This is a genomic window from Mesorhizobium sp. CA15 (assembly GCF_020165215.1).
GTDB lineage: Bacteria > Pseudomonadota > Alphaproteobacteria > Rhizobiales > Rhizobiaceae > Mesorhizobium.
Map to the genome: position 1 here is coordinate 278,350 of NZ_JAIUHQ010000006.1, position 15,589 is coordinate 293,938.

Genomic DNA, 15,589 nt, shown 5'->3' on the forward strand with positions numbered 1-15,589 from the left:
CGCATCACCTATAAAGCTGTACTTCGGTCCGCACCACCGAAGACAGGGTGCCGCGGCCAAGCGTGCCGTTGATGTCCACGATCTCCGCCATGACGGCGCCGCTGTCGATCGGCTGGGTCAAGAATAGGCTCGCAAAGCCCATCGCCGGCACGGCGCCGCTTTGTCCGTTGAGCTGATTGAGAACGGCTTGCGAGCTGCAATCCACGATTGCTGCCTGGAACAGACGCCGGCTGGCGCTGCCCGTTGTCGAGGCACAGGACGGCGTGCCCGTCTCTCCGCCTTTTGATGCGGTGCCTACAAGATTATGAGAAGGATCATTTTCGTATTTGTAGAGATCGTAGCGTGATGGCGGGTTGGTGTTGCTGTAGGCGTTGTTGTTGGCGTCCTTGAAGCCAGCAAGGCCGGCAGCCAGATTGTTGGCGCTGACATAGCCGTTATAATCCCACAACCCGTTGCCGATCTGCCCGTTGAACTGCAGGTCGGGAGTCAGTCCGCGGAACTTTGTAGTATCGGTCTGCAAGGTGCTGTTGCAGCCGCCCGTCGTTTTGTAGCCTTTTCGCACATTGGGCGCGGGCGGCCACCGGCTGTCGTTTTTCGATGGGAAGCTGTTAGCGCCGTTCGGAAACAGGTCGAAGCGGGTGTTGAACGCATTGGTAACCTTGGTCGTCAAGTTGCCGGTCTGCGTATAGATGAGCCTAGTGTTCACGCATTCAGGCACTTGACCGATGGCAACATCGTTTGCCAGGTCGCTTTCGCCGTAGCCGTGGCCGTCGCTTGGCCGCAGAAAACCGAAATTACCCGGGCCCCATGAGGAGCCGCCCACAACAAGCTTGAGGCTCTTCTTCAAAAGGCTTGCCGAGTTCGCGATCTGGTTTAGATCCTGACCGGGGAAAGGATTGCAGATGAACACCGGCACCATCGAGCACACCGTGGTGCCGGCGTTTCCAGCTACCGCAGTCGATCCGATGCTCATGCCGTTGCTGGCATTGCTTCCGGTCAGGAACGATGCTGGAAAAATGGTCGCAAACCCGACTGGCTTGACGGTGACCTGGACAAAGCGCGCTGCAGCCGGATCGGTTGTTACGCTCGCATCGAGAATAGGATCGCTGTCATTGGCTGGTATGCCGCTCAGGTAGCGCCACGTAATGCTGCTGGTGTCAGTGTTTGTAGCAGTCAATGTCTGCTGAGTGTTTTGGGTGGAGAAGCGATAAGTATTCTGAACGAGATTGAGAATGGCGCGGTTAGCGCGAGTTAGCGCATCCACTCGCCCATCGAGTTCCGCAGCTCCAGCCAGCGCGAACGCATCGGCGCCCTTCTGCAGATCGTTGTGCAAGCTGTTGGCCCGACTCATGTCGATGACCAGGAGCGCAAAGCCGATAAGCACTGGCAGCATGATAGTGACGAGGATCATCGCTATGCCGCGCTGATCGTCCCGGAATTCACGAATGGTCCTCAACATGATCTACTCTCTGTTCCATTCGTGCCAGGCGTCCTCGCGCGCCCGGCGCCGCATCCTTCTGCTCAATTCACTGCGTCGTGCCAGTCGGGCCGACATTGACCGTCATGTTTGTCGCCGGCGCGGTCGTGCTTGGCGGCAGCTTGTATTTCTGCACGACAGCGACGGACCGCGCGCCGTCGCCTTCGATCTTGGTATTGTTGGAAGCCGGGTTATACGGATCGACCGTCTGCAGCAGCTGATTGGCCTTCTGCGAGTCGCCGGCAGCCAGCGTCATCGTGTCGTAATTGTTCAGATAGTCGGCCGCGCAGCCCGCAAGCAGGCCGGTGGCGAGAAGGACGAGCAGGAGCTTATTTCTTGACATAGACCAGCTTGTCCTTCGATTTCACATCCAGCATGTGGCCATAGGGCCCGGTGACGCCTTCGCCATGCTCGTACATGCGGATCATGTCCTTGTTGACTTCGAGCTGGCCGAGCAGCATGAGCTCCGGATCGTTGGCCGGTCTCGTCTTGTCGAAAGGCGTCGCCAGTTGCTCGCCAGGCCTCACCGGCCGCACGAGATGCGGGGTGACGATGACGACCAGCTCGGTCTCTTCCTTCTGCGTGCTCGAATTGTGAAACAGCGCGCCGATGATCGGCACCTGGCCGAGCCACGGCACCTGGTCCTGCAGCCTGGTGTTCTTGCTGGAAAGCAGGCCCCCGACCGCGAAGCTCTGGCCGTCGCGCAAATCGACCACTGTTGCCAACTTCCGGTTGGTGAAAATAGGGTCGCCCGCAGGCGTAAAGCCGGTGAGGTCGCTGACCTCCGGCGCGAGCTTGATGTGGATCTTGCCATCGTCGAGAACGACCGGCGTGAAGTTCAGGTTGACACCGAATTGCTTGAACTGGATTTCGATTTCGCCCTGGCTGTTGACGCTGCGGATCGGCACTTCGCCGCCGGCGTTGAAGCTAGCTGTCTCGCCGGAAACCGTGGTGAGGTTTGGTTCGGCCAGCAGGCGCACAACGCCTTTCGACTCCAACGCTTCAATGATGAGATCGACCTTGACGTTGCTGTCGATCACGCGGGTAATCAATGCTCCAAATGGGCTCGCTGTGGACAGCAGCCCGCTGACAAGGTCGCCAGACCCAAGCACGACTTTGTCCTTATCAACTGCCGCAACGCCCGTGCCCGTTAGCGTCGTGCCGCGGCTGTTCGTGCTCCTGATGGACACCCCGAGATCGCGGCCTGCATTCCGCTTGGCCTCCAGGATGCGCACCGAAAGATTGACCTGTTCGCTGTCGTCAATGGTGACGGCATTGATGATGGAGTCTGGCCCGTATTGCTGGGTGACTTCTACAATGGATGCCAACGTTGCGGCATCCTTGACATGGCCCGAAAGTCTGACCTTGCCGTTGATGGAACCGATCTCGATCCGAGCCTTGGGTGCCACCTGGCGAATGGCTACCGCCATGTCGCTGACATCCTGGCCGACCTCGATCTGGATGGCGCCCAGCGAGCGCTTGTCCTCGGAAAACAGATTGACGGTGGTGGTGCCGACGCTCTTGCCGATGATGTAGAGCGTCTTGTCGGTCATTGGCTGCGCGTCGGCGATCTTCTCGTCGCCGACCACGATGTCGCCCAAAGTGGCGTTCACCTGGATCGTGGCGGATTGGGAAACGGGGACGAACACGCGATGCAGCGACGGGCTCGACACGTCGATGAAGCGGTCAGCCGCCGCAGCCGGATGGCCGGAGATCGCCGATACGCCCAACACGGATAGCGCGGCCGCCGCCATCCTTACCCAAAACCCCTTCATTCCCCGTCTCCCCACTCGCTGCTCCAGGGCAGCCTCCGCCGCGCCGACCCTCGTCAGTCTTGTCGCGGCACTTCGTATGATTCCAGCTTGACGCCCCGGAACACTCCGACCGTTGCCAGCTTGGGCGGCTCCGGTTGAACGTATTTGACGACTTCCTTCACCGGTTGCGGCGCCGTGGCGACTGCCGGAGCGGGCTTTGCCTTGCTCAACTGATCGAGTTGACTGCCGACACGTTCCACCGCCTTGGCGAGGCCGTCAATCCTTTGGTCGGCCTGTTTGCGCGCCGCTTCCTCCGCAGCCTGCCTATCCAGCTCGGCCTGGCGCTTGGCGACATCCTCAGGCGTGTCGGCGGTTAGATCCGCCAGCGTGACCCTCTCATTCGCCTCACCCTTGCTGCCTGCAGCCTGGCGCAAAGCCAATGACAATTGGCCGGCGCCCGCCGCGAGTGTCAGCTTCTGCGCGTCCTTGGTGCTGACTTCGACCGTGACGGCTTTCACGACCTGCGGGGCATCCTTGCTCTCGTCGGCGACCTGATCGACGGCAAGCACCTTCACGCTCTGCAGCAGCACGTCGACGAAGCTTCTGTCGGCGCCGTCGTCGCCTCGAACGTTCCGTGTCAACAAAACGTCGACCCTGTCGCCAGGAAAGACAAATCCTGCGACGCCGAGCACGTCGTTCACGCGGATGGAAACTGCTTTCATGCCCTCGGCGAGCACTGCCGACAGCGTGGCCCGCTGGCCCGGCCCGGTGATCTTGGCGGCGAGAATAGGTTCATTGGCGCTGATCGATTGCAGCGCCTGGCGCGATCCGTTGCCGGCCATCGCTTCCTTGATTGTCTTGAATGCGCCTGCTGGCACGGCTCCCGCCGGCCATGCAATTTCGCGCAAGTTGTCGGTGCTCAGCGCGTCGCCGAATTTCAGCGGCATGGCTGCAACGACAACGGTGCTTGCTTGCACGCCGTTCGACTGCGCCATTGCGTTGCGCTGACCGGCCAGCCAGATGTTGATCAGCACGACCGCCAGGACGCCGAATATACCGGCGAGCACGATCATAATGAGTGTATTGGCGCGCATTTACCCAAGCCCCAGCCCAACTACGGTTTGTACCAGGCCCAGGTAATTTGGGCCTGGTACAAATCTTCAAGCCGGAGAGGCCCGGACACAACGCTCTCCAGCAGTTTGTTCAACCCGCCGCCGCCGCCGTGCAGCCAGCGCCTGTCCTACCCAAGGCGGTGCAGAGGGTTTGCCAAGCGTCGGTCACATAGGCACCTACGCCAACGATCAACGTGATCGCTGCTGCCGTGATGATACCGATCAGAATCGAATATTCGACCATAGCAGCGCCGTTTTCTTCGTCGCGGAACTGCCGGGCCATCGTCATGAGCTTCTTCATGCCAATTTCTCCCTTTGGAGGTTTGAACCCGACGAGACAGAGCCAAGGATGAACCCCATACCCAAGCATCCCCCGTCACGTTCAATCCTAGGTCGCGCGAAAAAGCAGTGTCAAACGGATTAACAGTCCCTTAACCTTTCAATACTCGTTCAAACGCTTTTTGAATTTTCACAACAGCTTGATTCGCCTCGTTTTTCAAGTGATCTTAACCATTCGTTCACAATTCCGCCGCAGCCATACCCCTCGGTTGCCACATTAGAAATAATGCATATCTCAGTATATCTAGCGGCTTATCGACCAATGTCGCATGCATATTGACAAAGGTCGTAGGACTTTAGTCGGTGCACGGAACGCAGGGGAAAATAAAACGATTTCCCCGTTCCTCATCTCTTAACTATGTCGCAAGTAATATACGCTCTGTGGCTTGCAGGCCGCTTGTGCCTCTCGTGGTTAACGCTTAGTTTCCATTTGGGGAAAAGATAAGGGGGTAAGCGGCATGTTGGGTCGCTTCATCAAAGGGCCGAACGAACAGAAGATGCCACTGGCGCCAGTCGTCATCGCGTCGAATGGGGCGGCTACCGCTCCCGCGGTCGAAGCCGAGCCACAGGGCGATGATTTTCTGACTCTTAAAGTCGAGCTGCATCGTCATCTCATCGACCGCTTTAACCTGACGGCGCTGGAAAGCGCGTCGAAGGACGAGATCCTCAATGAGATTCGGCCGATCGTGCGCGAGTTCGTGCGCGGCCGGAACGTACCGTTGAACGCCCGCGAGCTCGATCAGCTGACCAGCGACACCGCCGACGAGATGCTGGGGCTCGGTCCGATCGAGCCCCTGCTCAAGGACGACTCGATTACCGACATCATGATCAACACCCATGAGCGTGTCTTCATCGAGCGTCGCGGCATGATCGAGGAAACCGCTATCCGGTTCCGCGACGAGGTGCATCTGCTGAGGATCATCAACAAGATCGTCTCGGCCATTGGTCGCCGCGTGGATGAATCCGCGCCGATGGCGGATGCGCGCCTGGCGGACGGCTCGCGCGTCAACATCGCCGTGCGGCCGGTTTCGATCGACGGCCCGCTGGTCTCGATACGCAAATTCTCGAAGAACCCTTATTCATTGGAACGCCTGATGGCGTTCAATTCGATCCGCCAGCCGATGATCGACATGCTCAGGATCGCGGTGCAGGCGCGCAAGTCGATCCTGGTTTCCGGCGGCACCGGCAGCGGCAAGACGACGCTGCTCAACGCGCTGTCGAGCTACATCCCGGCCAGGGAGCGCCTAGTCACCATCGAGGACGCGGCTGAGCTACAACTGCAGCAGCCGCATGTCGGCCGGCTGGAAACGCGTCCTCCCAATGTCGAGGGCAAGGGTGAGATCCGCCAGCGCGAGCTGGTCAAGAACGCGCTGCGCATGCGCCCCGACCGCATCATCGTCGGCGAAGTGCGCGGCGAGGAAGCCTTCGACATGTTGCAGGCCATGAACACCGGCCACGAAGGCTCGATGACAACCATCCACGCCAACACGCCGCGCGACGCCATTTCGCGCCTGGAGCAGATGGTCGGCATGGCCGGTCTGCCTATGACGCATGATTCGATCCGTGCCCAGATCGCCTCGGCCATCGACATTATTGTCCAGACCCAGCGCCTTGCCGATGGCGGCCGGCGTGTCGTCTCCATCGCGGAGATCACCGGCATGGAAGGCAATGTCGTGCAGCTGCAGGAAATCTATCATTTCGTCAGGCGCGATGTTGTCGCCGATGGGACGATCATCGGCGATTTCCGCGCCACCGGCGTGCGCCCGCGCTTTGCCCCTGAGGCCGCCACGCTCGGCCTTCATTTTGCCAAGGATGCGTTCAATCCCCAGGTTGCCTTGTGATGCTGACCGGACAGGCACTGCTCTATTTCATCTACGCGGTCGCGGCGGCCTCCGTCATTCTTGTCGGCGAAGCCTTCTATCTTTCGCTTGCCGGTCGGCGCTCGCGCCGGGTCGCGGTCAATCACCGGCTTCGCCGCCTCTCCGATGACGCGCCGGCGGAACGTACCCTGCAACGTTTGCTGCGCGAGCGCGGCCTGACCGATTCAGGAGATTTCATCTCCGGTTTTGTCTGGTTGAACCGGCTATACACTCAGTCGGGTATCACCGGCAACCCGATGACCTTTGCGGCGTCTTTCCTTCTTGCCGGTTTGGCACTGGCGTTGCTTCTTTGGTTCCTGATCAATCTTTCGGCACTGGAGGCGCTCCTCGTCTTCCTGGTAGTGGGCTTTTTGTTGCCGCTTCTCATCCTGCGTCGCGCCTGCAAAAAGCGAATCCTGAAATTCGCCAGGCAATTGCCCGATGCGCTCGACATGATCGTCCGTTCGCTTCGCGCCGGCCACCCGGCCTCCGTCGCGATCGGCCTCGTCGCCCGCGAAATGCCTGATCCGCTCGGCACGGAATTCGGCATCGTCTCTGACGAGATCACCTTCGGGCTGAGTATGGAGCAAGCGGTGCGGAAACTGTCGGAGCGGGTCGGCTTCGAGGGACTTCATCTGCTGTCTGTCTCGCTCTCGATCCAGGCCAAGACGGGCGGCAACCTCACAGAGATCCTTGCGAACCTCTCGTCTGTACTGCGCGAACGGCAGAAGTTGAGATTAAAAATCAGGGCGCTTTCGGCCGAAGGCCGCGCATCCGCGTGGATTATCTCGCTGTTTCCTGTCGTGATGTTCCTGATACTGCAACTTATTGCGCCGTCATACTACGGGCAGATTTGGGGGAATCCAGTCGTATTTCCGGTTTTTCTGACTTTTGGACTATGGGCCATTTTAGGTGACTTTATCATGTATCGCATGGTCACTTTCGACTTCTAGGAGCGAGCCATCAGCCTGCTATCGAACACCGACTACCTGACCTTTCTGCTCTCCCTCGCCGTCTTCGCGGCGGCGGTGGCGTTATTCCTGTTCGCCGCGTTGGTGTTCATGCCCGCGATGCAAACGCGCAGGCTGGTGACAGGAAGTCTCGTCGGCGACGGGCCCGTGGATCGGCGCTCGATCCTGGGACAAGACCATCTTGCCAAGGTCGCCGCCCAAAAGCCGGTCGATGCCTATTTCAAGTCGATCGAGAAGGAACGCAAGGAGCCGAACGCTCTGGAGGCAAAGCTCTTTCGTGCCGGCTTTTATCACGCGAGCGCGCCTCTCATCTACACACTTTGCCGGCTGGGCGCCGTCGCCATAGGCTTTCTGCTTATGTACGCCCTCCTGTCGAAGGTATTGCCGCCGAAATTGCCAGGCTTCTTCGCTTTCGGGGGGGCGAGCCTGATCGGCCTCGGCTGCATCGTTATCCCAGCCATCATGCTCGATCGTTTCGAAAACGCCCAGAAGCAGGTCTATCGTCGCGCCTTTCCCGATTTCATGGACATGATGATCACCTGCGCCGATGCTGGCATGAGCCTGGAGGCGGCGGTCGAACGAGTCAGCCAGGAAATGGCCGGAACGCACAAATGGCTCGGCATCCAGCTCTCGATCATGAATCTGCAGTTGCGAGCGGGCAAGCCACTGCGCGAGACCTTGCGCGAACTCTCCGATCGCATCGGTCTCGACGAAGCAAAGGCATTGGCTGTGCTGTTCCGCCAATCGGAAGAGCTGGGCACCAGTCTCACTGACGCCCTGCGCGTCTACAGCGCCGAGATGCGCGGTCAGCGCATATTGCAGGCCGAAGAGCGCGCCAACGCCTTGCCCGTTAAGATGATGATACCGCTTGGCCTCTGCATTTTCCCGGTGGTGATGATGGTCGTCATGTTGCCGGTGATCATCCGCATGAAGGGCATTTTCTTCTAGTCGGTCATATGTTTCTCTTCTAAAATAGAGTCGGGGACTCGTGGGAACACACAATGATAAAGCGCCTCGCAGTCGCGACCAGCCTGCTGCTGATCTTCCTGGCCGGTTGCCAGACCCACGATTCCACCGGCGGCGTCGTGCGCACCAATGAGCCCGCCAAAGGCGACTACACCGCCTTCGGCGACACCTTCGACGGGCTGAAGACGATCAGCGACGTCGACTACTACGCGTCGGACCAGGCGATCACCGAGGCCAAGACCCAGTTCCGTTCCGAAAATTACGGCAATGCCGGCGCCTTGTTCTATAAGGCAACCCGGCTCGCGCCGAATGACGGCGTCGCCTGGCTTGGTCTCGCCGCCTCGTGCGATCGCATCCGCCGTTTCGATCTTGCCGACATGGCCTATGGCCGGGCCTACCGGCTGCTTGGCGCAACGCCGGAATATTACAACAATCTCGGCTATTCCTATCTGCTGCGCGGCAAGCTGCAGGACGCGCGTAGCAACTTTCTCAAAGCCTATGAACTGGCGCCCAATGATCCGACAGTGGCCAACAATCTGAAGCTGCTGTCATCCAGCGTGCGGAACATTGAGCGGTCATGAGTCTTTTGCTCGCCGCGTCGCTTGTGTTCAAGGCGTTGGCAATCCTGCTTTTGGCAAGAATTGCCTGGACTGATTTCACCACGCAGAAGATTACTAACCGCGCCGTGCTGCTGTTGCTCTGTCTCGGGCTCGGGGCGCTGCAGTTCCAGTCCTTGCAAACCCACTCGTGGCTGGAAATGGGCATCAGCGCTTTTGGCGGCGTCGCGCTGTTTCTTGCACTCTTTCCGTTCTGGCTCTTGCACAAGGTCGGCGCCGGCGACGTGAAGCTGATGAGCGTCACGCCGTTTCTGATTGGCGGCAGCAATCTCGCTGTCTTTTCTGTGTTGCTGCTGGTTTTCGCTGTCGCTACGGCTGCCGTGGTCAAGAATCCCTTTTTGCTGCCGGCCGGGATGTTTCGCCATTATGTCCAGCACATGGGCCGCAAAGGCATCGTGCCGTTTGGTGTGCCGATCTCCGGGGCCGCCATCTGCGCGATAGGGTTGCAGATGTATCACGCGCTAGTGGTGGCAACCAGTTCCGGAATATTGGAGCAGCTTAACTGAATCGCGCTTGGCGACTTTGCTGTATGAAGCGCAGGCCATCCGGCCGCATTCATAGGCAACATCGCCCAAATTGCAAACGTAGCGCTGTGCGGATTAAGCGCGATCAGCGTGAGTACCGAAATGGTCGCCATGGTCGGAGCCAGGATTCGAAGCAGGGAAAGACCGTTCGGCATTCCTCGAGGATAGGCTGACAAGGTTAATTAGAGGTGCATGCGGAAAAGCCATTAACTCTCTGGAAACCATTTCCTTGTCCCGACGATGAAGTGCTGCTTGAATGGCCTCTTGGGGAGGGGCGACAGGAATGTTAAATGAGGACTTCTTTGGGCGTATCGCCGTCATTGTCGTCATGACGTTCTTGGCGACGTCCAGCGCGATTCCGCTGTTCCTTTATTTCCGCCACGACACTTCGGCAATCACTCTGGCAGTGGTTACTCAACTCGCATCGACAGTGTTTCTGTTGCTGCAACTGATCATGACGATCAGCCGGCTTCCGGCGCAGGCAACTGCGCGAGGAATCGAACCGAGGGTTACTTCGGTGGCCGGAACGTTCCTGATACTGCTGGCAATGGTTCTGACACGTCCTGTGGAAAGTGGAGCTGCGCAAGTAACCGCTCTTTGCTTAATTTTCATTGGCACGTCGAGTTCAATTTTCTGTCTTAATTGGCTCGGGCGGTCCTTTTCTCTCATGGCTACGGCTCGCCGCCTGGTTACCACCGGCCCATATTCCGTTGTCCGCCATCCGCTTTACATCTGCGAGGCTGTTTTCGTGATCGGGATGATCGTTTCGCATTTTTCGGAGCTAATGGTTGCCTTGGGCATACTGCAGTTCTCGTTGCAGTACCGCCGCGCTAGAAACGAAGAAGCGATCCTGCGGCAGACGTTTCCCGAATATGATGACTATGCCCGGCGGGTGCCAATGCTGTTGCCGCGGCTATTTTCTGCTCCCCATGCTGTATCTTCTCGAGATAACTGACCCACGACGCCCCCTAAAACCCCGACGTCGACTTCTCCACCAGCTTAAGCTGACCCTTCTCCACCCTGAAAAAAGGCATCGACCTCTGGCTCGAGCCGTCGGCGCGGAAGCGGAACAGGCCGGTTGAGCCGCGGAAGCCGCGGGTGTTTTCCAGCACCTGCTTGCTGAAGCCGTCCGGGCCGGCGGAGCTCGCGATGCCCGCGCTCAGCGCCACCACGTCGTAGGCATAGGCCACGTTGACGTCCGGCTGGTAGTTGTAGGTCGCCTTGAAGCGGTCGGCGATCGGGCCGATCTCGCTCTGGTCGAGCGTCGCGACATAGGCGCCTTCGTAGAGCGGATCCATCGGGTGCTCGAGCCAACGGTCGGTGCCGACCAGCGTCACCGCCTTGCCCGGAATGCCTTTGGCCTTCAGCGCCGCGAGCACGGCGACAGGGCTGCCGTCGCCGCAGGCGACGACCACGGCGTCAGGCGCCTCGACCAGCGAGCCCATGTCGGACACCACCTTGGCGCCGCCGTCGCTCGCCGAATAGGGCAGGGTCACCGCAAGCGTGGCGCCATAGATGCTGAGCGCGTTGGCCACCCGGGATTCAATCGGGCCCGAGTCCGCGCCCGATGGCACCAGCAGCACGAATTTCCTGGCGCCCTTGGCGGCGACCGCCGCCGCGCCCGCCGCAGCGCTATCGGCTTCGCCGAGCCGCACGGAATAGACGCCGGGGCCGCCGGCGAAATTGTCGGCCAGCGCCAGCACCGGCGGCCGCTTGGAGCCGGAGAGCTTGGCAAGGTGCTGAGCGGCCGCAAGCTCGGACGGCCCGATGACCGCCTTCGCCGTGCCCGAGGTGATCGCCTTCACCGCGAGCTCCTTCGCGTAGCCGCTGTCGCCGCGCGTGTCCTCGATCGTCAGCGTCAGAAGCTTGTCGCCGAGATCGGCCATTGCGAGGCGCGCGCCGTCATACATTTTCCGGCCGGTCTCGCCCGTGCTTCCGGGCGCCGAAAGCGGCAGCAGCATGGCCACCTTGGTCGGCCCCGTGCCGAGCGTCAGCTGGGCCTTGGCGGCGGCGGCCGAGGCCGGGCCGGCCGAGGTCGCGCTGGCCAAGGCCGCACTGCCCAAGGCCTGGCCGCTTGCCTGCTGGGCGGGCGCCGCGGGCGCGCCCGCCTGGCCGGCGGGTGCCGCTATCGCCGACGGATCGAGCACGTCCGACGCGCCGCTCTTGGACTGGCATGCGCACAGCGTCGCGACGAGCCCGAGAGCGAGAGCCCCCAATGCATGTCGCCCAAAAGTGGTCCCGGTTTTGGGGAGACGACATGCATCTGACAAAGACCTGAAGCGCGCCGCAACGATTCGTTTCGGCGCGGCGCGCTTCAGGTCCGGATCGTGCCGCTCACATTTCATTTGATGCTTCCATCCCATCTGCCGCCAGTATTCGCCCCGGTCCGCCTTCACTTCTCTTAACGTTTGCCTGCCCGGCCGTCCCGCGATTCTTGCATCATGGCTTCAGCCGTCGAACAGCCGCGCTCTCAGCGCCTGTATCGTCCTTGCTTGCGCCGGGCTGCGATAGTCGGCGCATTTCATGTAGCGCGGCCCCGGCACGAACGATCGTCGCACGCAGACGCGTTTCTCCTCGCCGGCGGCGGGCAAGCCGACAATCGAGATGTCGGAGAAGCCGATCGTCGAGACGTCGGAGAATCCGATCGTCGCCACCGGCAGCGGCCCGGTCGCGTCGAGGCCTTCCCGTGCCAGGATCGCGCGTGCGCGCCGGCAGTAGTCGACAGAGCGGACAGAGAAGCGGGTCTCGCCGTGTCCGGCCCGGTATTTCATCACGGTGGTGCAAAGATCGCCCGCGGCGAGCCTGTTTGCCTGCGCCAGATATCTGACGCCGAGCGCGATGTTGGTGGCCGGCTCGCCGAGCTCCTCGAGCGAGCCGCGAAAGCCGAGCATCCGCGCCGTTGCCGGCATGACCTGCATCAGGCCGATCTCGCCGTCGGCGCCGCGCACGCCGGGATCGAAGCCGCTTTCGATCTCCATCACCGCATGCGCCAGCACCGGCTCGAGGCCGTAGAGCGACGCATGGCAGGTGGCGAATGCCTTGAATGTCGCGCGCGTCCGCTCGGGCGCCGCGTCGCAGCGCACAGGCTGCGTCCCCGACGGTTGCGGTCGTTCCAGCCAGTTGGCGTGGACAGGTGTTTGCCCCAGGCCGAGCAAGGCGACCGCCAGGGCAACTCCAAGAACACTGCGCAGCGGTTTTCCGCTCGCACTTGCGTCAAGACAAAGAGATGGACCGTTTCGCCGTTTCGGTGAAACGGCGGACCGGTCCAGCGCGATCGCCTTCGCCGGTTCTCCGTCGGCCACCATTGCAGCCAGCCGGCGTCCGCTTGCCCGTCAGCTCAGTGCATGTACTCGACCATGCGGTCGTGGAAGCACTCGCATTTGTTGAGCGTGTCTTCGTCCTTGTAGTTCGTCTTGAGGTAGCCATAGGCCATGCCGCAGGCGACCTTGGCTTCCGAAGCCCAGACGAAGGCGGGACGCGACGAGTTGATCCATTCCGGGCTGTTGGCGACGGCGACCGATTCGTCCATCAGCTTCACCACATGCTCCTTGAGCTCGACCATGTTGTCGGTCAGCACCAAGTCCGACGTGCCCACAGTGCGGCAATAATTCACCGCCGGCTCGCCGATGATGTCAGCGGCGAACCCAGTCGACCCTGCCACCAACAGCGCCGCGGCCGAAGCCAGCAATCTTACGGAATGTTTCATGTAAACCCCTCTCCGAATTGCGAATTCATGCTTTGCTGATGTTTAGCATGGAAGCGTGGTAGCGCATAAGTGCTAAATGGTGGCCGTGTGCTGTGCGTGGTTCGTGTCGTCGTAAAGGATGTTGATCGTTCCGGCGGCAGGTCCGTTCGTCAGCTGGGCCACATCTACGAAGTTGGTGCCGCCGGCCGTGCCGTTGGTGTCGACACTCAGCGTCTTTGTGCCAGCGTCATAATGCACGTAGTCGGCGATGTTGCCTCCCGGTGCTGTCTCGAACAGCGAAGACAAGTCGATCTTGTCGCCTTCGGCGCCACTGTAATCGGTGATGAGATCCTTGATGTCGAGGTGGTCGAGCCTGAACGTATCGGCGCCGGTGCCGCCTGTCAGCGCGTCCTGGCCAGCGCCGCCGACGAGGAGATCGTTGCCGGACCCGCCATTGAGCGTATCGTTGCCGGCGCCGCCGACGAGCGTGTCGTTGCCGCCCGCTCCACTCAAATTGTCGACTCCGGCTCCACCATACAGCATGTTCCCGACATCGTTGCCGGTGATGGTGTCGTCGAAAGCAGACCCGATGATATCGGGCGCCGCCGCCGTCGACGTGTAGATATGCGAAGCGCCGGCGGCGTCCGCCGAGTGATCCGCAATCGGGTTCCCGCTCAGCGTCACGCCGATCAGACTTGTCGCCAGGTCACCGTCCGCGTCCACGATCTGGATCGGCAGATTGAAGTTGACGGGGTTGGTGCTCTGAACGGCTGCGCCGAACCCGGTGATGGCGAAGTCGTCGCCGCTCGTGTTCAACAATTCCAGACTGTTGTAGCCGTCGGCCGTGAACGTTGAGACGGAAACATGGTCGTCCATTATACCTGTTATCTGAGCGGCATAATGAACTGCGGCGGTGGGATCCACATCGACGAAGTGAACCGTGTAGGTTCTGTCCGTCAGCCCACCCGGACTGCCAACCGTGTATGTCGTTGCGTTGGTGCCGATGGTCGCGAAATCGACGATCTGCGTCTGCCCGTCATACGCGATCGCGACCGACGTGACCGAATCGAGCGCACCATCCCCAACGACCTTGTTGTTGTCGGTACCCGTCGTGGCGTTGTCGTCCTTCGCCGTGATTTGAAGAACGGTGTTGGTGTTTCCGTCGCCAAAGGTGAAAGTGGCGCCGTTGGCGGTATAGTGGTTATCGAACACGTGGTCGCGGTTGGCGAGGACGCCATATCCGCCGGCTCCCATCGTGTTGCCGGTCAAATCCTGGACAAAGTCCACCCGGATGCCTTCGCCCGCACCGATGTTCTGCCCGCCGGCGCCGCCGCCGACGCCGAAGGAGTTCGCGTTCCCGTTGATGGTCGTGCCGGTGCCGAAAGGCGTGAAAAGCACGTCCTGCGAATTATCGTCGACCGGGGCACCGGAGTTCTTCTGACCATTGGGCACGAAGCCGGCCCAGGCGCCGTTACCGCCGTCGAAATCATACGTCCCGTTAGAGAACGTCACTTGCGTCAGGCTGTCGACCGTTCCATTCATGTCAACGGAATAGCTGGCACTCTGGGGGTCGAGGGTGACGGTGAACACCGCCAGGCCGTTAGCATTTCCGTACAGGGTATGACCGTCCGCAGATACATCGTAGATGATGTGGGCGCCGCCCGAAGTCAGGCCGCTGTCCGCGCCATCGAGAGACGCCGCGAAAATCGCCGTGCCGGCACCATCCGCTCCGTAGTTGTTGGACAGCGAGTGGTCTACATCCAGAGCAAACGTAACCGGAGCGCCCGCGCTATTCGACAGCACCGCGTAGTCCGGCGAGACTGCTGTCGGGCCGTCATCGAGGAAGGTGACCGCGCCGCCGATGTCGATGGCGCCGGTCGAGGCGCTGTCGCCGTCGGCATCCGTCACCGTCGCCGTCACGGCGATCTTGCCCGCCAGATTGAGCGCGTCGTTGTAGGCGGCGGCCGTCGAGCCGTCGACCAGATGTTCCAGCGCGACGTTCTGCACCACCGTCAGCTTGCCGTCCGAGGCGACCGACACCGTGAAGGCGGTGTGGGTGCCGCCGGCATCGCTGTACTGGCCCTGCACCGTGGCGCCGACCTGGACCAGCGTGATGGCATGGTCGCCCTGCGCCGTCGCCAGGCCGGAGGCCGCGTTCGTCACCGATAGCGCATAGGCCGTCGTGCCGGCGCCGTCGGCACCGTAGGCCGAGGTCAGCGTCACGATCGCCGCAGCGCTCGTCGCCGTCATGATCGCCGGGTTCAGCACGCCGTCCGTCGTCGGAC

At 61.0% G+C, this 15,589-nt stretch carries 15 protein-coding genes; 6 read left to right on the plus strand and 9 right to left on the minus strand.

Annotated elements, in window-relative coordinates:
• Window positions 1–4: 4 nt before the first annotated feature.
• The 5 genes from LB515_RS13765 to LB515_RS13785 form a co-directional block, all read right to left on the minus strand.
• Entirely contained in the window at window positions 5–1,459 is a 1,455-nt protein-coding gene (locus LB515_RS13765; RefSeq protein WP_224611497.1) for a TadE/TadG family type IV pilus assembly protein, read from the minus strand.
• 67 nt (window positions 1,460–1,526) lie between these two features.
• Window positions 1,527–1,820: a hypothetical protein gene (locus tag LB515_RS13770; RefSeq protein WP_224611499.1), complete on the minus strand. Its 294-nt coding sequence runs from the start codon at window positions 1,818–1,820 to the stop codon at window positions 1,527–1,529.
• Window positions 1,807–3,252 carry a type II and III secretion system protein family protein gene (locus LB515_RS13775; RefSeq protein ID WP_224708041.1) on the minus strand — a complete coding sequence of 482 codons (1,446 nt, stop codon included), beginning with the start codon at window positions 3,250–3,252 and terminating at the stop codon, window positions 1,807–1,809. The genes LB515_RS13770 and LB515_RS13775 overlap by 14 nt, the downstream gene beginning before the upstream one ends.
• A gap of 53 nt (window positions 3,253–3,305) precedes the next feature.
• Window positions 3,306–4,325, minus strand: coding sequence for a Flp pilus assembly protein CpaB (gene cpaB, locus LB515_RS13780; RefSeq protein WP_224611502.1), 1,020 nt, complete (start codon window positions 4,323–4,325; stop codon window positions 3,306–3,308).
• Window positions 4,326–4,434: 109 nt separating this feature from the next.
• Window positions 4,435–4,644: a Flp family type IVb pilin gene (locus tag LB515_RS13785; RefSeq protein WP_224708042.1), complete on the minus strand. Its 210-nt coding sequence runs from the start codon at window positions 4,642–4,644 to the stop codon at window positions 4,435–4,437.
• A gap of 535 nt (window positions 4,645–5,179) precedes the next feature.
• Here LB515_RS13785 and LB515_RS13790 point away from each other — a divergent pair.
• The 6 genes from LB515_RS13790 (at window position 5,180) to LB515_RS13815 (ending at window position 10,574) form a co-directional block, all read left to right on the plus strand.
• The gene (locus tag LB515_RS13790; RefSeq protein WP_411966415.1) at window positions 5,180–6,523 is read left to right on the plus strand and encodes a CpaF family protein; all 1,344 of its coding nucleotides are present in this window, start codon (window positions 5,180–5,182) and stop codon (window positions 6,521–6,523) included.
• Entirely contained in the window at window positions 6,523–7,494 is a 972-nt protein-coding gene (locus LB515_RS13795) for a type II secretion system F family protein (protein ID WP_224611507.1), read from the plus strand. The genes LB515_RS13790 and LB515_RS13795 overlap by 1 nt, the downstream gene beginning before the upstream one ends.
• A 135-nt stretch (window positions 7,495–7,629) precedes the next feature.
• Window positions 7,630–8,460 (plus strand): type II secretion system F family protein, encoded by an 831-nt coding sequence (locus LB515_RS13800; RefSeq protein ID WP_224611508.1) that lies wholly within the window; start codon window positions 7,630–7,632, stop codon window positions 8,458–8,460.
• 53 nt (window positions 8,461–8,513) lie between these two features.
• Window positions 8,514–9,059 carry a tetratricopeptide repeat protein gene (locus LB515_RS13805; protein WP_224611509.1) on the plus strand — a complete coding sequence of 182 codons (546 nt, stop codon included), beginning with the start codon at window positions 8,514–8,516 and terminating at the stop codon, window positions 9,057–9,059.
• The gene (locus LB515_RS13810; protein WP_224611515.1) at window positions 9,056–9,601 is read left to right on the plus strand and encodes a prepilin peptidase; all 546 of its coding nucleotides are present in this window, start codon (window positions 9,056–9,058) and stop codon (window positions 9,599–9,601) included. The genes LB515_RS13805 and LB515_RS13810 overlap by 4 nt, the downstream gene beginning before the upstream one ends.
• Before the next feature lie 301 nt (window positions 9,602–9,902).
• Window positions 9,903–10,574, plus strand: a complete 672-nt coding sequence (locus LB515_RS13815) for a methyltransferase family protein (protein ID WP_224611517.1) — start codon at window positions 9,903–9,905, stop codon at window positions 10,572–10,574.
• 13 nt (window positions 10,575–10,587) lie between these two features.
• On the opposite strand, the gene LB515_RS13820 is transcribed toward LB515_RS13815, so the two are convergent.
• From LB515_RS13820 to LB515_RS13835, 4 genes are all read right to left on the minus strand, one after another.
• Entirely contained in the window at window positions 10,588–11,835 is a 1,248-nt protein-coding gene (locus LB515_RS13820; RefSeq protein WP_224708043.1) for an ABC transporter substrate-binding protein, read from the minus strand.
• Window positions 11,836–12,066: 231 nt separating this feature from the next.
• The gene (locus LB515_RS13825; protein WP_318012627.1) at window positions 12,067–12,702 is read right to left on the minus strand and encodes a lytic transglycosylase domain-containing protein; all 636 of its coding nucleotides are present in this window, start codon (window positions 12,700–12,702) and stop codon (window positions 12,067–12,069) included.
• A gap of 254 nt (window positions 12,703–12,956) precedes the next feature.
• Complete coding sequence (locus tag LB515_RS13830; protein ID WP_224708044.1) at window positions 12,957–13,325, minus strand: hypothetical protein; 369 nt, start codon at window positions 13,323–13,325, stop codon at window positions 12,957–12,959.
• Between the two features lie 72 nt (window positions 13,326–13,397).
• On the minus strand, window positions 13,398–15,589 hold a 2,192-nt coding region (locus LB515_RS13835), incomplete at its 5' end, for a DUF5801 repeats-in-toxin domain-containing protein (RefSeq protein ID WP_224708045.1).